Here is a 16,496-nt window from a genome sequence, read left to right on the forward strand (position 1 = left end):
AATTCTTGTTGTCGCCCCGGCACGAGGCCGAGGCGTATTTTGGATCGGTATTCCGATTACTTCTGACCGGAATACTTAGCCTGGATTTCGGTCGCGACGTTCGACGGAACCGGTGCGTAGTGATCGAAGGTCATCGAATACTGTGCACGGCCCTGCGACATGGAGCGCAGGTTGTCGACGTACTTGAACATGTTCGCGAGTGGCACGTGAGCGTTGATAACGATCGCGATGCCGCGCTGTTCCTGGCCCTGGATCTGGCCACGACGGGAGTTCAAGTCGCCGATCACGTCACCGACGTAATCTTCCGGGGTCACAACTTCGACCTTCATCATCGGCTCGAGAAGCTGTGCGCCAGCCTTCTTTGCCGCTTCACGGAAGCAAGCACGCGATGCGATTTCGAACGCGAGGACCGAGGAGTCGACGTCGTGGAAGGCGCCGTCCATCAGGGTTGCCTTGACGCCGAGCATCGGGAAGCCCGCGAGCGGACCCGAAGACAGAACGCTCTCGATACCCTTCTGAACGCCGGGGATGTATTCCTTCGGAATGGAACCACCAACGATCTTGGATTCGAACTTGAATTCGTCGCCATCCGGATTCGGTTCGAAGACGATCTTGACGCGCGCGAACTGACCGGTACCACCGGACTGCTTCTTGTGCGTGTAATCTTCTTCGTGCGTGCGTGTTATGGTTTCGCGGTAGGCAACCTGCGGCGCGCCGACAGTAGCTTCTACCTTGAATTCACGGCGCATGCGGTCGACGAGGATGTCGAGATGCAGTTCGCCCATGCCGGCGATGATCGTCTGACCAGACTCTTCATCCGTCTTGACGCGGAACGAAGGATCTTCAGCAGCCAGGCGGTTGAGCGCGAGGCCCATCTTTTCCTGGTCGCCCTTGGTCTTCGGTTCGATCGCGATCTGGATGACCGGCTCAGGGAATTCCATGCGCTCGAGGATAACGGGGTGCAGCGGATCACACAGGGTGTCGCCGGTCGTGGTTTCCTTGAGACCTGCGAGAGCAACGATGTCGCCTGCAAAGGCTTCTTCGATGTCTTCACGGGAGTTGGAATGCATCTGCAGCATGCGGCCGACGCGCTCGCGCTTTTCCTTGACCGTGTTCATGACGGCCGTGCCCTTGGTGAGCTTGCCGGAATAGATACGGGCGAAGGTGAGCGAACCAACGAAGGGGTCGTTCATGATCTTGAACGCAAGCATCGAAAGCGGCTCATCATCCGACGGATGACGGGCGATTTCGGCTTCGGTCTTGACGTCGATACCGTTGATGGACGGGATGTCGAGCGGCGAAGGCAGATATTCGACAACGGCGTCGAGCAAAGGCTGAACGCCCTTGTTCTTGAACGCAGTGCCGCAGAACATCGGATGGAACTTGACGTCGATGGTACCACGACGAACCAGCGCACGGATCTTGTCATTGTCCGGCATGATGCCGTTCAAGTAGTTTTCCATGGCTTCTTCATCGATATCGACGACCTGTTCGATCATCTTCTCGCGGTATTCGGCAGCCTTTTCCTTCATGTCGTCAGGAATCTCGACGACGTCCCAGGCAGCGCCGAGCGACTCGTCGCGCCAGATCAGGGCATTCATCTCGATCAGATCGATGACGCCCTTAAACTCGGTTTCTGCACCGATCGGGAGCTGCATGACAACAGCGATGGCACCGAGACGGGTTTTGATCATTTCTACCGAGCGGTAGAAGTCAGCGCCGGTCTTGTCCATCTTGTTGCAGAAGATCATCCGCGGGACGTGGTACTTCTCGGCCTGACGCCAGACGGTTTCCGTCTGCGGCTCTACGCCTGCGTTGGCGTCGAGAAGAGCGATCGCACCGTCGAGCACGCGCAGCGAACGTTCGACTTCAATGGTGAAGTCGACGTGGCCGGGAGTGTCGATGATGTTGAAGCGGCGCATCTTGCCGTCACGGCCCTTCCAGAAGGTCGTGGTCGCAGCGGAGGTGATGGTGATCCCACGCTCCTGCTCCTGCTCCATCCAGTCCATGGTGGCTGCGCCATCATGAACTTCGCCGATCTTGTGCGACTTGCCCGTGTAGTAAAGAATCCGCTCTGTGGTCGTGGTCTTGCCGGCGTCGATATGCGCCATGATACCAAAATTGCGGTAGTCTTCGATTTTATATTCGCGAGCCATAGGACTGCCTTTCGAAACTCGATCGGATGAAGATTACCAACGGTAATGCGAGAATGCGCGGTTTGCGTCCGCCATCTTGTGGGTGTCTTCACGCTTCTTGACGGCGCTGCCACGGTTGTTCGAAGCATCCATGAGTTCGCCCGAGAGGCGATCGATCATGGTGGTTTCGTTACGCTTGCGGGCAGCAGCGATCAGCCAACGGATGGCGAGTGCCTGACGGCGCTCCGGGCGAACGTCGACCGGGACCTGGTAGGTTGCACCACCAACGCGACGCGAACGGACTTCGACGTGCGGAGCGACGTTGTCGAGGGCTGTGTGGAAGATGCCGAGCGGATCGGACTTGGCCTTGCCCTGCACGGAGTCAAACGCACCGTAGACAATGCTTTCGGCGACAGACTTCTTGCCGTGAAGCATGATGGCATTCATGAACTTGGTGACGATCAAATCGCCGAACTTCGGGTCCGGATTGATCTCACGCTTTTCTGCACTATGGCGTCGGGACATATTACTCGTCTCTCAAACGGTTTAGACGCTTTATCACGCGGAGAACCTCGCGCAGCGCCGGAAAATTGGAAATCCGAAGGATTACTTCGGACGCTTCGCACCATACTTCGAACGGCGCTGCTTACGGTTCTTGACGCCCTGGGTGTCGAGAACGCCGCGGATGACGTGGTAACGAACGCCTGGCAAGTCCTTTACGCGGCCGCCACGGATCATGACGACAGAGTGTTCCTGCAGGTTGTGACCTTCACCCGGAATGTAGCCGATGACTTCGAAGCCATTGGTGAGGCGAATCTTGGCAACCTTACGCAGAGCCGAGTTAGGCTTCTTCGGGGTCGTCGTATAAACGCGGGTGCAAACGCCGCGCTTCTGCGGGTTTTCCTGCAGAGCAGGAACCTTGTTGCGCTTTACCTGTGCCTGGCGTGGCTTACGGATCAGCTGGTTTACGGTAGGCATATACCCATCCCTTGCAAAATCTTCTTTCAAGCCCCTTTCGGGACCATTCGGATGCCGTTTCCGGCGGCGACACACACATCTCCTCATGCACGAAACGTGGCCCGATCCGTATCCGGATGGACCACATAAGGCAGAGGACGCATTGAAAACACGTCGTGCGTGCAGCATTCTTGTAGTCAACGTGCGTTTTTTTGGAAACCTGTTTGAGGCGAACTCCGGAGAAAGACTCTCCAGACGCACATGTCTCACATGGTGTCCGATGCCGCGGCGTTTACTGACTTAACCCTTCTGCGTCAAGAGCTGGCCCGAAAATAATGGCGGAAAGCCTTGTTTACCGGGGTTTTCGATCTCCTGAAAAGCCGCCCCAAAACATTAAAGTTCGACCCTGGGATTTCCGTTTGGGAATCACTGAATATGGCAATAAAGGAGGTTTCGGAACATTCCTCGCTCTTGCCTCTTGATGACAATGAAGCGTCAGCCCCTTTACCTGGAGATTGCACATGGCAAACCCCGCCGATAACGACAATACGCTCGATGACCCGATGATTTTCATCATCATCGGCAAGGCTTACGAGACCAAGGGCGGCGAAGGCATCGAGATGCATGTCATCCTGCGCGCGCCCGACGATGATTCCGCCGTAAGGGAGGCGTTGAACGCGCTCACCGAAGAAGGCTTCCTAGAGGCCGACCTCGATCAGATCGGCGTCCTGACCGACGAGCCGCCCGAAGAGCCGCATGCATCGGCCTATCAGGGTGCGCTTGAGGGCGAAGTCGCGATCATCCGCTTCGACTGACCATTGTCTGAATACAGCAAAACAAAAACGCCCGGATCGCTCCGGGCGTTTTTTTTGTCGTGCGTTCCTGAAAAGAGAGCGCCCGTTTCCGGGCGCCCTACCCTCGCAGCCTTATTCGGCCGGAGTCTTTTCCGGGTTCATGTTCTGCAGCATCGGTGTAGCCGAGCCAGCGCCGGAGCCCTTCTTGCGTTCCTCAAGGATGAGGTCGTCGCGCGAAGTGGCGATGCGGCGGATCTGCGTCATGGTGCCGCCAGTACCAGCCGGGATGAGACGGCCGACGATGACGTTTTCCTTCAGACCCTGCAGCGTATCCGTCTTGCCGGCGATTGCAGCTTCCGTGAGAACCTTGGTGGTTTCCTGGAAGGATGCAGCCGAGATGAAGGACGGCGTCTGCAGCGATGCCTTGGTGATGCCGAGGAGTACCGGGTCGCCGAAGGCAGGCTTCTTGCCTTCCTCGATGAGACGGTCGTTGGCATCGTCAAGTTCGATCCGGTCGACATTGTCACCGACGATATACTGGCTGTCGCCGCTATCGGTGATCTCGACCTTCTGAAGCATCTGACGAACAATCACTTCGATGTGCTTGTCGTTGATCACAACGCCCTGCAGACGGTAGACTTCCTGGATTTCGTTGACCAGGTAGGAAGCGAGTGCTTCCACGCCCTTGATCGCCAGGATGTCGTGCGGCGCAGGATTGCCGTCGAGGATGTAGTCGCCCTTTTCGATGTAGTCGCCTTCCTGAAGGTGGAAGGGCTTGCCCTTCGGGATCAGGTATTCGACTGCTTCGACACCGTCTTCGGCAGGCTCGATCTGGACGCGACGCTTATTCTTGTAGTCGCGGCCGAGGCGGATCGTACCATCGATCTCAGCGATGATGGCGTGGTCCTTCGGACGACGAGCTTCGAACAGTTCGGCAACGCGCGGCAGACCACCGGTGATGTCCTTGGTCTTGGCGCTTTCCATCGGGATACGCGCCAGAACATCGCCCTGCGATACCTTGCTGCCCGGTTCTACGGACAGGATGGCATCGACGTTGAGGTTGAAGCGGGCGTCACCACCACGCGACAGCTTCATGATCGCACCCGAAGCGTCCTTGATGACGATTGCAGGCTTCAGATCGATACCGCGCGGGGTCGAACGCCAGTCGATAACCTGACGCTTGGTGATACCCGTGGATTCGTCGGTCGATTCCGATACCGAAATCGAGTCGACCATGTCCTCGAAGAACACCGTACCGGCGACTTCCGTCATCATCGGGCGTGTGTAGGGGTCCCACTCTGCAAGACGCTGACCACGACGAACCTTGTCGCCGTCATCGACATGCAGCTTCGAACCGTAGGCGACGCGCTGCGAGGAACGCTCGACACCACGCTCGTCGAGAATGGTGACCGACATGTTGCGGCCCATCGCGACGAGAACGTTTTCCGAGTTGCGCAGCATGTTGCGGTTCTTGATCTGGATCGTGCCCTCATAGGACGCTTCCAGGAACGACGAGTCGACCACGTTTGCCGTACCGCCCAAGTGGAACGTACGCATGGTCAGCTGGGTACCCGGCTCACCGATCGACTGAGCAGCGATAACGCCGACAGCCTCACCCATGTTGACCGGTGTACCGCGCGCAAGGTCACGGCCGTAGCAGATCGAGCATACGCCCGTCTGAACTTCGCAGGTCAGTGCAGAGCGGATACGGATCGACTGAATGCCAGCCTTTTCGATCTCGATGACATCGGGCTCGAGGATCATGCGACCAGCATCGACGATGCGCTCACCCGTGACTGGATGATCGATGTCGTCGAGGGCCGTACGACCGAGAACGCGGGTACCGATGGACGCAACAACCTGACCGGCGTCAACGATGGCGGTCATGGTGAGACCGCTCTCGGTGCCGCAATCGACCATGTTGACGATGCAGTCCTGGGCCACGTCGACGAGACGACGGGTCAGGTAACCGGAGTTCGCCGTCTTCAAGGCGGTGTCTGCGAGACCCTTACGGGCACCGTGGGTCGAGTTGAAGTACTCGTTAACGGTCAGGCCTTCTTTGAAGTTCGAGATGATCGGGGTCTCGATGATTTCACCCGACGGCTTCGCCATCAGGCCGCGCATGCCGCCCAGCTGACGCATCTGGTTCGGTGAACCACGGGCGCCGGAGTGGGACATCATGTAGATCGCGTTCATCGGCTTCTGGCGACCGGTCTCTGCGTCGAATTCGACAGCCTTAATGCGGGCCATCATGTCTTCGGCGACCTTCTCGGTGGCCTTACCCCAGGCGTCTACGACCTTGTTGTACTTCTCGCCCTGAGTGATCAGGCCGTCGTTGTACTGCTGTTCGTATTCCTTCACGAGGGCTTCGGTATCACCGACGATTTTCACCTTCGAGTCCGGGATGATCATGTCGTCCTTACCGAACGAAATGCCAGCCTTGCACGCATGGGTGAAGCCGAGCTGCATGATACGGTCGCAGAAAATGACCGTGTCCTTCTGACCGCAGTGGCGGTAGACCGTGTCGATCATCTTGGAGATGTTCTTCTTGGTCATTTCCTGGTTGCAGGTCTCGTACGGCACCTTGAAGTTCTTCGGCAGAAGTTCGCCGATGATCATACGACCAGGTGTCGTTTCATAGATCTTGGAAACCGGCTTGCCGTCCTCGTCGACCGTCTTGAAACGACCGCGAATCTTGGCGTGCAGGGTGACGACCTTGTTTTCCAGAGCATGGTGCAGTTCGCCCATGTCCGAGAAGACCATGCCTTCGCCCGGCTCGTTCTGATTGAGGATCGACAGATAGTACAGGCCGAGAACCATGTCCTGCGAAGGAACGATGATCGGTGCGCCGTTTGCCGGATGCAGAATGTTGTTCGTCGACATCATGAGCACGCGGGCTTCAAGCTGGGCTTCCAGCGAGAGCGGCACGTGAACAGCCATCTGGTCACCGTCGAAGTCGGCGTTGAAGGCCGTGCAGACGAGCGGATGCAGCTGGATAGCCTTGCCTTCAACCAGGATCGGTTCGAAAGCCTGGATGCCCAGACGGTGCAGCGTCGGTGCGCGGTTCAGAAGAACCGGATGCTCGCGGATGACCTCGTCGAGGATATCCCAAACTTCTGGCTTTTCCTTTTCAACCAGCTTCTTCGCCTGCTTGACGGTCGAGGAATAACCCTTGGCGTCGAGACGGGCGTAGATGAACGGCTTGAACAGCTCGAGCGCCATCTTCTTCGGCAGGCCGCACTGGTGCAGCTTCAGTTCCGGACCGGTCACGATGACCGAACGACCGGAATAGTCGACGCGCTTGCCGAGAAGGTTCTGGCGGAAGCGGCCCTGCTTGCCCTTGAGCATGTCGGACAGCGACTTCAGCGGACGCTTGTTGGCACCGGTGATGACGCGGCCACGACGGCCGTTGTCGAACAGCGCGTCCACAGATTCCTGCAGCATGCGCTTTTCGTTGCGGATGATGATGCCGGGAGCGCGCAGTTCGATCAGGCGCTTCAGACGGTTGTTACGGTTGATGACGCGGCGGTACAGATCGTTGAGGTCGGACGTCGCGAAACGGCCGCCGTCAAGCGGAACCAGCGGGCGCAGATCCGGTGGGATGACCGGAACGACCTTCATGATCATCCATTCCGGGCGGTTGCCGGATTCCATGAAGTTCTCGACGATCTTCAGGCGCTTCATCAGCTTCTTCTGCTTGAGATCCGATGTGGTCTCAGCAAGGTCCGTGCGAAGGTCACCAGCGATCTTTTCGAGATTCATCGATGCCAGCATCTCGTAGATGGCTTCAGCACCGATCATCGCCGTGAACTGATCTTCACCGAACTCGTCGATGGCAATCATGTATTCCTCTTCCGACAGAAGCTGATTTTCCTTCAGCGACGTCAGGCCAGGCTCAGTGACGATGTAGTTCTCGAAATACAGAACGCGTTCGACATCCTTCAGCGTCATGTCGAGCAGTGTCGAGATACGCGAAGGCAGCGACTTCAGGAACCAGATGTGGGCAACAGGCGCAGCAAGTTCGATATGGCCCATGCGCTCGCGGCGAACGCGCGACAGCGTGACTTCAACGCCGCACTTTTCGCAGATGATGCCCTTGTACTTCATGCGCTTGTACTTGCCGCACAGGCATTCGTAGTCCTTGATAGGTCCGAAAATGCGCGCGCAGAAAAGACCATCGCGTTCAGGCTTGAACGTACGATAGTTGATCGTTTCCGGCTTCTTGATCTCGCCGTAGGACCACGACAGGATCTTTTCCGGGCTCGCAATCGAGATCCGGATCGAATCGAAGTGCTGTGCGGGCACTGTCGGGTTGAAAAGGTTCATGACCTCTTGGTTCATGCCTGTCTCCTTGATGGGGCGTTACGCCCTCAGTCGGGTCGCGGTACTGGCAAATTCCCGGGATGCCAATCCTCGACCCATAAATGACAATAACCGCAGAATGCGGCAAAACTCCCCTCTCCCGGTGCTAACTTCACCGGCGGAAGGAATGGCGTGCGCGGTTGCCCCCGCACGCCCCTTGTCAAATTTTATTCAGCCGCGTCGGGCAGTGCGTCAGCCGTATCGAGCTTGGAATTTTCCAGTTCGACCGACAGACCCAGCGAGCGCATTTCCTTGACGAGAACGTTGAAGCTCTCCGGAATGCCTGCCTCGAACGTGTCGTCGCCTCGGACGATCGCCTCGTAGACCTTGGTACGACCTGCCACGTCGTCCGACTTCACCGTCAGCATTTCCTGCAGGGTGTAGGCGGCGCCGTAAGCTTCCAGAGCCCAGACTTCCATTTCCCCGAAGCGCTGACCACCGAACTGAGCCTTACCACCAAGCGGCTGCTGGGTGACGAGCGAGTACGGACCAATCGAACGCGCGTGGATCTTGTCGTCCACAAGGTGGTTCAGCTTGATCATGTACATGTAGCCAACAGTCACCTGACGGTCGAAGGCTTCACCGGTACGACCGTCGTACAGGGTCGACTGACCGCTTTCGTGCAGACCGGCCTTCTTCAGCATCGAAGCAACGTCTGGTTCATGCGCACCGTCGAAAACCGGCGTTGCGATGGAGACGCCCTTGCGGGACTGTTCGGCAAGTCTGACCAGCGAGTCATCGTCGAAGTCGACGACTTCGTTCTTGGCCTCACTGGCATACACGTCGGTCAGAACTGTCTTCAGCTCGCCGATGTCCATGGTCTTGCGGTATTCGTCGAGTAGCTCGCCGATCTTCTTACCCATGCCGGCGCAAGCCCAGGCAAGGTGGGTTTCGAGGATCTGACCGACGTTCATGCGCGAAGGCACGCCCAGCGGGTTCAAGCAGATGTCGACGTGGGTACCGTCTTCGAGGAACGGCATGTCTTCGACAGGCACGATACGCGAAACAACGCCCTTGTTACCGTGACGGCCGGCCATCTTGTCGCCCGGCTGGATCTTGCGCTTCACAGCGACAAAGACCTTGACCATCTTCATGACACCCGGAGGCATTTCGTCGCCGCGCTGGACCTTTTCGACCTTGTCCATGAAGCGATGCTCAAGCAGCGACTTCGACTCGTCGTACTGACCACGCAATGCTTCGATCTCGCCCTGGACCTTTTCGTCCTCGACCGCGAACATCCACCACTGGGAGCGGGGATATTCGGAGACGACGGCGTTGGAGAGCTCGACGCCCTTCTTGAAGCCCTTAGGACCGGCCACAGACGCCTGACCACGGAGCATCTCGATCAGACGGCCGTAGACGTTACGGTCGAGGATCGCCTGTTCGTCGTCGCGGTCCTTGGCGAGGCGTTCGATTTCCTCGCGTTCGATCGCCATCGCACGTTCGTCCTTTTCGACGCCGTGACGGTTGAAGACGCGAACTTCGACGACGGTGCCAAACGTGCCCGGAGGCATACGCATGGACGTGTCGCGAACGTCGGAAGCCTTTTCACCGAAGATGGCGCGCAGAAGCTTTTCTTCAGGCGTCATCGGGCTTTCGCCCTTCGGTGTGATCTTGCCGACGAGGATGTCGCCCGGCTGAACTTCGGCGCCGATATAGACGATGCCGGCTTCGTCGAGGTTCTTCAGCGCTTCTTCCGATACGTTCGGAATGTCGCGCGTGATTTCTTCAGGACCAAGCTTCGTGTCGCGCGCCATCACTTCGAATTCCTCGATGTGGATGGAGGTGAACACGTCGTCAGACACGATGCGCTCGGACATGAGGATCGAGTCTTCGTAGTTGTAGCCGTTCCAAGGCATGAACGCGACGAGCGCGTTGCGGCCGAGAGCCAGGTCACCGAGGTCGGTCGAAGGACCGTCAGCGATGATGTCGCCCTTGTTCAGAATGTCGCCGACGGCGACCAGCGGACGCTGGTTGACGCAGGTATTCTGGTTGGAGCGCTGGAACTTCTGCAGGCGGTAGATATCGACGCCGGACTTGCCGGATTCGAGATCTTCCGTCGCACGGATAACGATACGGGTCGCATCCACCTGGTCCACAACACCGCTACGCCGGGCAGCAATAGCCGCGCCGGAGTCACGCGCAACCACGGGCTCCATGCCGGTGCCGACGAACGGCGCTTCGGCGCGAACCAACGGAACCGCCTGACGCTGCATGTTGGACCCCATGAGGGCGCGGTTGGCGTCGTCGTTTTCGAGGAACGGGATCAGAGCCGCTGCGACGGAGACGAGCTGCTTAGGCGAAACGTCCATCAGGTTGACGGTGTCGCGCGGGGACAGCATGACTTCGCCGGAATGGCGGCAGACCACGAACTCTTCAACGAAGGTGCCCTCGGAGGTGAGTTCCGAGTTCGCCTGCGCAACGTAGTACTTCGCCTCTTCCATAGCGGAGAGATAGACGACGTCCTTCGTCACCTTGCCATCGATGATCTTGCGGTACGGGCTTTCGATGAAGCCGTACTTGTTCACACGGGCGAAGGTTGCGAGCGAGTTGATCAGACCGATATTCGGGCCTTCCGGCGTTTCGATCGGGCAGATACGGCCGTAGTGGGTCGGGTGAACGTCGCGGACTTCGAAGCCTGCGCGCTCGCGGGTCAGACCACCCGGGCCAAGTGCCGAAAGACGACGCTTGTGGGTGATTTCCGAAAGCGGGTTCACCTGGTCCATGAACTGCGACAGCTGCGAGGAACCGAAGAATTCGCGAACCGCGGCAGCAGCCGGCTTCGCGTTGATCAGGTCCTGCGGCATCACGGTGTCGATCTCGATCGACGACATGCGTTCCTTGATGGCGCGCTCCATGCGGAGCAGACCCAGACGGTACTGATTTTCCATCAGTTCGCCGACAGAACGAACGCGGCGGTTGCCGAGGTTGTCGATGTCGTCGATTTCGCCCTTGCCGTCACGCAGTTCGACGAGCATGCGGACCACGGCCAGGATATCGTCCTTGCGCAGAACGCGCATCGTGTCTGGAGCGTCGACGTCGAGACGCATGTTCATCTTCACGCGGCCGACGGCGGAGAGATCGTAACGCTCCGAATCGAAGAACAGCGAATTGAACATGGCTTCGGCCGAGTCCATCGTCGGCGGCTCGCCCGGACGCATGACGCGGTAGATGTCGAACAGTGCATCCTGACGATGCTCGTTCTTGTCTGCGGCCAGCGTGTTGCGGATGTAGGCGCCAACATTGATGTGGTCGATGCCGAGAACCGGGATCTCGTCGAAACCGTGGTCGAGGATGACCTTGAGGGTCTTCTCGTCGATTTCGTCGCCGGCTTCGAGATAGATCTCACCCGTCGAGTAGTTGACGATGTCTTCGGCCAGATAGTTGCCGTAGAGGTCGTCATTCGTTGCCTTGATGGCCTTGAGGCCCTTCTCGGTCAGCGAACGAAGCAGACGCGGGGTCAGCTTCTTGCCGGATTCCACAACGACTTCGCCTGTGTCGGCGTCAACCATTTCCGACAGCGCCTTGGCACCCTTGAGGGTTTCGGCGTTGAACGGAATGCGCCAGCCTTCGCCGTCGCGAACATAGTTGGACTTCGTATAGAACGTCGACAGGATTTCCTCGCCGTCCATGCCGAGCGCCATCAGCAGCGAAGATACCGGGATCTTGCGGCGACGGTCGATACGAGCGTAGACGATGTCCTTGGCGTCGAATTCAATGTCGAGCCAGGAACCGCGATACGGAATCACGCGGGCCGCGAACAACAGCTTGCCGGAAGAGTGGCTCTTGCCCTTGTCGTGGTCGAAGAACACGCCCGGCGAACGGTGCATCTGAGACACGATGACGCGCTCGGTACCGTTCACGATGAACGTCCCGTTGTCGGTCATGAGCGGCATGTCGCCCATGTAGACGGACTGTTCCTTGATGTCCTTGATGGACTTCGCGCCCGTATCCTCGTCGATATCAAACACGATGAGACGCAGCGTCACCTTGAGAGGCGCTGCGTAGGTCAGATCGCGCTGACGGCATTCTTCGACGTCGAACTTCGGCGGTTCGAATTCGTAGGACACGAATTCGAGCATGGAAGCGCCGGAGAAATCGCTGATCGGGAAGACAGACCTGAACACGGAGTTCAAACCTTCGTCCGGACGACCACCCTTCGGCTCTTCAACCATCAGAAACTGATCGTAAGACGCCTTCTGAACCTCGATAAGGTTCGGCATTTCTGTGACTTCGGGGATTTTCCCAAAAAACTTGCGTACGCGCCTGCGACCGTTAAATGAAAGGGTCTGAGCCATCGTCGCTCCTTCAAAATTGCATCCGGGCCTGCAACGGACGGGGTTCGCTGGCCAGTCGATCCCGTCGAACATGGTATTCTCAAACTCGTCCTACTTCCCGAAAGCGAAAGGCCGGATTGCCTTCTCGGTTCGGTTCAGGACCATCCTCTTGAGAACCCATTACCCAGGGGCCGTTTTCACGATCCCTGGGTAATAGTTTCGGAGGAAGAAAGCGGGGGAGACTGATCTCCCCCACCGTATTCCGATATTACTTGACGTCGACCTTGGCGCCTGCGTCTTCAAGCTTCTTCTTGAGGTCTGCAGCTTCAGCCTTGGAAACGGCTTCCTTGACAGCCTTAGGAGCGCCTTCGACGAGGTCCTTAGCTTCCTTCAGGCCGAGACCTGTGATTGCGCGGACTTCCTTGATGACGTTGATCTTGTTAGCGCCGGCTTCAACGAGGATAACGTCGAATTCGGTCTTTTCTTCTTCAACGACAGCAGCAGCACCGCCGCCAGCAGCAGCAGCTGCGACAGGAGCAGCAGCCGAAACGCCCCACTTTTCTTCGAGCATCTTGGAAAGCTCAGCAGCTTCCAGAACGGTCAGGGCGGACAGGTCTTCAACGATCTTTGCGAGATCAGCCATTTTATCAGTTCCTTATATTCGGTTCGAACTTGGTTTTGAACAGCGAAAAACCGCCTTACGCGGCTTCGTCCTTCTTTGAGTAAGCCGCAAACACGCGAGCAAGCTGAGCTGCTGGTGCGGATACAACCGTTGCAATGCGGGTAGCCGGGGCGTTCAAGAGGCCCAGCAGCTTGCCACGAAGCTCGTCCAGCGAAGGCAGGGTCGCAAGCGACTTGACTGCTTCAGCGTTGAGCGTGGTTGTTCCCATGGCTCCACCGAGGACAACGATCTTGTCGTTAGTCTTGGCGAAATCCACGACGACTTTGGGAGCAGTGATCGGGTCATTGCTGTAGGCAATGAGTGTCTGACCGGTGAAGAGATCGGAGATCCCTTCTGCTTCCGTACCCTGAAGAGCGATCTTGGCCAGGCGGTTCTTCGCGACTTTGACGGTGCCGCCAGCAGCACGCATTTTTGAACGGAAGTCGTTCATCTGCGCAACTGTGACACCAGCATAGTGGGCCACGACAACTGAACCAGAAGCCTTGAAGACTTCATTCAGCTCCGTGACGAATTCGCGTTTTTCCGCTCTTTCCACTGTCTGTCTCCAGTTGATAGGACCGCAATCCTGCAGGCCCTACCGGGTTTGCCTTTGCCTCGAACGATCGTTTGACGGACCGTCCGTGGCGGTTGAGGATCCTGTCCCCCCGCTCTGTCGCCAAGAAGGCTTCAGGCTTAAGGCACACAAGGCTCGAACCGAATTGACAACGCCGGAGCGCCGAAAATCTGCGTTCTTACCCGTCTCATGCAGGCCAAGTGATTAAGGGAAAACCACCTGCAATCTCGGACAGGAATTCCGGATTTCTCCGGAAATTCCCACTCCCCAAAGGGAGAGGGAATTCATGCAGCCGGAGCCCTGGGGCTCCGGCAATTCATTAAGCAGCGGTGACCGAAGAAGGTTCGATCTTGACGCCTGGGCCCATCGTCGACGAAATCGCGACGCGCTTCAGGTAGTTGCCCTTGGCACCAGCCGGCTTTGCCTTGATGACGGCGTCAGCGAAGGCACGGATGTTTTCTTCGAGTGCCTTGGCATCGAAGGAAGCCTTGCCGATGCCGGCGTGAACGATACCGGCCTTCTCGACGCGGAACTCGACAGCGCCGCCCTTGGAAGCCTTGACGGCTCCGGCAACGTCCATGGTCACAGTACCGACCTTCGGGTTCGGCATCATGCCACGCGGGCCGAGAACCTTACCGAGACGACCGACGAGCGGCATCATGTCAGGAGTTGCGATGCAACGATCGAAGTCGATCTTGCCGCCCTGAACGATTTCCAGCAGGTCTTCTGCGCCAACAATGTCTGCACCAGCAGCCTTGGCTTCATCAGCCTTTGCGCCACGTGCGAAAACAGCAACGCGAACGTCACGGCCGGTGCCGTTCGGCAGGTTGACAACGCCGCGGACCATCTGGTCTGCGTGACGCGGGTCAACGCCGAGGTTCATCGAGATTTCGACGGTTTCGTCGAACTTAGCCGTCGCACGTTCCTTGACCATCGAGATGGCTTCGGTGAGAGCGATGAGCGTTGTCGGATCCACGCCTTCGCGGATCTTCTTCATGCGCTTTGCGAGCTTTACCATGTTAAGCCACCACTTCCAGGCCCATGGAGCGGGCAGAGCCCTCAACCATCAGCATTGCGCCTTCGACGTCGGCTGCGTTGAGATCCTTCATCTTACCTTCGGCGATCGCACGGACCTGAGCCTTGGTGATGGTACCGGCCTTGCCACCCTTGCCAGGTGTCTTGGAACCGGATGTGATCTTCGCTTCCTTCTTCAGCCAGTAAGTAACCGGCGGCTGCTTCATCGCGAAGGTGAAGGACTTGTCCTGGTAATAGGTGATGACGACCGGGATCGGCATACCCTTTTCCATTTCCTGCGTGGCGGCATTGAACGCCTTGCAGAATTCCATGATGTTGATGCCACGCTGACCAAGCGCCGGGCCGATTGGCGGGGACGGGTTAGCCGATCCTGCCTTGACCTGAAGCTTGAGCTGGCCTGCTACTTTCTTAGCCATTTCTCTGCCTTTCGTTATGGACCGATGTCTTGGTCCGAAATGCCGGATTGACCGGCGGCTGCGGTTGCGTGGTGCGGCTTACCGAGGTCCGGCTAGACCCCTCACCTTCCACGCGGGTTACGGCAAACGCCGCACAGGGCCGCCAACTCAATGGCAGCCCATATTTAAAAACAATCAGACCTTCTCGACCTGAGCGTATTCGAGCTCCACCGGAGTGGCGCGGCCAAAGATCGACACTTCGACCTTGAGGCGCGAACGCTCTTCATCGACATCCTGAACAACGCCGTTGAACGACGCGAACGGACCATCGGAAACACGAACCTGTTCACCAACCTCGAACGAGATCGAGGACTTCGGCCGCTCGACACCTTCCTGAACCTGACCGAGGATACGATCGGCTTCGGAGTCAGGGATCGGAACAGGCTTGTTGTCAGAACCAAGGAAGCCGGTAACCTTCGGCGTGTTCTTGATCAGATGGTAGGCTTCGTCCGTCAGGTTCGCACGAACCATGACGTAGCCTGGGAAGAACTTGCGTTCGCTATCGACCTTTCGGCCGCGACGCACTTCCACAACCTTTTCCGTCGGAACAAGGATCTGTTCGAACAAGTGCTCAAGCCCCTTCTGGCGAGCCTTGTTCTCGATGTCCTCAGCGACCTTTTTCTCAAAGTTCGAATATGCGTGGACGATGTACCAGCGGGCCGCCATCTTAATACTCCAGGATCAAACGCTGACGTTCAGCACGAAGCCGAGCAACCAGCCAATAAGCTGGTCCGCAGCGAAGAAAAACAGCGCCGCAACCACGACCATGACCAGAACCATGATCGTCGAGATCGTGGTTTCACGGCGGGATGGCCAAGTGATTTTAGACGCTTCGGAACGAACCTGCTTGAAGAACGTTGCCGGATTGGTTTTGGATGCCATCGATTGCCCACGCAATTACGGCACGTAAAGCCGATATCGTTCAGCCCCACGCACCGCGTGTCTGTTGTTCCCTACATAAACACCCATTTCCCGTTAAACAAGAGGAAAAAGGTGCCTACATGAAATTCCCAACTTTGGACAACAACCGCTCAGCGCCTATCAATTACAGTCGCAAGCTATGTGTTGTGCGAAGGCTGGCAGGGGCAGCCGGGCTTGAACCGACGACCTGCGGTTTTGGAGACCGCCGCTCTACCAACTGAGCTATACCCCTTCAAACCGAAGACTGACGGACCATCAAGATCCTCTCCGTCACCGGCTAGGCGCTCCCTTTAAGACGCTGCGCCGGACTTGGCAAGAGTGTTTT

The 16,496-nt window shown here is 57.7% G+C and carries 12 protein-coding genes and 1 tRNA gene; 1 reads left to right on the forward strand and 12 read right to left on the reverse strand.

Annotated elements, in window-relative coordinates; genetic code table 11:
- Positions 1-56: 56 nt before the first annotated feature.
- From fusA to rpsL, 3 genes are all read right to left on the reverse strand, one after another.
- Positions 57-2,156, reverse strand: coding sequence for an elongation factor G (gene fusA, locus ACQY1J_RS14060; RefSeq protein ID WP_062453161.1), 2,100 nt, complete (start codon positions 2,154-2,156; stop codon positions 57-59).
- Positions 2,157-2,189: 33 nt separating this feature from the next.
- Positions 2,190-2,660, reverse strand: a complete 471-nt coding sequence (gene rpsG, locus ACQY1J_RS14065) for a 30S ribosomal protein S7 (RefSeq protein WP_062580266.1) — start codon at positions 2,658-2,660, stop codon at positions 2,190-2,192.
- An 81-nt stretch (positions 2,661-2,741) separates the two neighbouring features.
- Entirely contained in the window at positions 2,742-3,113 is a 372-nt protein-coding gene (gene rpsL / locus ACQY1J_RS14070; RefSeq protein ID WP_042618537.1) for a 30S ribosomal protein S12, read from the reverse strand.
- Between the two features lie 500 nt (positions 3,114-3,613).
- On the opposite strand from rpsL, the gene ACQY1J_RS14075 reads away from it, so the two are divergent.
- Positions 3,614-3,907, forward strand: coding sequence for a hypothetical protein (locus ACQY1J_RS14075; RefSeq protein WP_062453163.1), 294 nt, complete (start codon positions 3,614-3,616; stop codon positions 3,905-3,907).
- A gap of 111 nt (positions 3,908-4,018) precedes the next feature.
- On the opposite strand, the gene rpoC is transcribed toward ACQY1J_RS14075, so the two are convergent.
- The 9 genes from rpoC to ACQY1J_RS14120 all read right to left on the reverse strand — a co-directional run bounded on the left by rpoC (position 4,019) and on the right by ACQY1J_RS14120 (position 16,403).
- A complete protein-coding gene (gene rpoC, locus ACQY1J_RS14080; protein WP_092665502.1) occupies positions 4,019-8,227 on the reverse strand; it encodes a DNA-directed RNA polymerase subunit beta' in 4,209 nt (1,402 codons plus the stop codon).
- Positions 8,228-8,415: 188 nt separating this feature from the next.
- On the reverse strand, positions 8,416-12,546 hold the full coding sequence (gene rpoB, locus ACQY1J_RS14085; RefSeq protein WP_062454716.1) for a DNA-directed RNA polymerase subunit beta: 4,131 nt from the start codon (positions 12,544-12,546) through the stop codon (positions 8,416-8,418).
- Positions 12,547-12,793: 247 nt separating this feature from the next.
- The gene (rplL, locus tag ACQY1J_RS14090; RefSeq protein WP_062453165.1) at positions 12,794-13,168 is read right to left on the reverse strand and encodes a 50S ribosomal protein L7/L12; all 375 of its coding nucleotides are present in this window, start codon (positions 13,166-13,168) and stop codon (positions 12,794-12,796) included.
- Between the two features lie 55 nt (positions 13,169-13,223).
- Positions 13,224-13,742, reverse strand: coding sequence for a 50S ribosomal protein L10 (rplJ, locus tag ACQY1J_RS14095; protein ID WP_062453166.1), 519 nt, complete (start codon positions 13,740-13,742; stop codon positions 13,224-13,226).
- Between the two features lie 337 nt (positions 13,743-14,079).
- Positions 14,080-14,778 (reverse strand): 50S ribosomal protein L1, encoded by a 699-nt coding sequence (gene rplA, locus ACQY1J_RS14100; protein WP_062453167.1) that lies wholly within the window; start codon positions 14,776-14,778, stop codon positions 14,080-14,082.
- Between the two features lies 1 nt (position 14,779).
- The gene (gene rplK / locus ACQY1J_RS14105; protein ID WP_062453168.1) at positions 14,780-15,211 is read right to left on the reverse strand and encodes a 50S ribosomal protein L11; all 432 of its coding nucleotides are present in this window, start codon (positions 15,209-15,211) and stop codon (positions 14,780-14,782) included.
- A gap of 174 nt (positions 15,212-15,385) precedes the next feature.
- On the reverse strand, positions 15,386-15,916 hold the full coding sequence (nusG, locus tag ACQY1J_RS14110; RefSeq protein WP_062453169.1) for a transcription termination/antitermination protein NusG: 531 nt from the start codon (positions 15,914-15,916) through the stop codon (positions 15,386-15,388).
- 15 nt (positions 15,917-15,931) lie between these two features.
- Positions 15,932-16,132 carry a preprotein translocase subunit SecE gene (secE, locus tag ACQY1J_RS14115; RefSeq protein ID WP_062453170.1) on the reverse strand — a complete coding sequence of 67 codons (201 nt, stop codon included), beginning with the start codon at positions 16,130-16,132 and terminating at the stop codon, positions 15,932-15,934.
- A 195-nt stretch (positions 16,133-16,327) separates the two neighbouring features.
- Positions 16,328-16,403, reverse strand: a tRNA-Trp gene (locus ACQY1J_RS14120).
- Positions 16,404-16,496: the final 93 nt, after the last annotated feature.

The sequence above is a fragment of the Neorhizobium sp. DAR64860/K0K1 genome (genome assembly GCF_050500205.1).
Classification (GTDB): Bacteria; Pseudomonadota; Alphaproteobacteria; order Rhizobiales; family Rhizobiaceae; genus Neorhizobium; species Neorhizobium soli.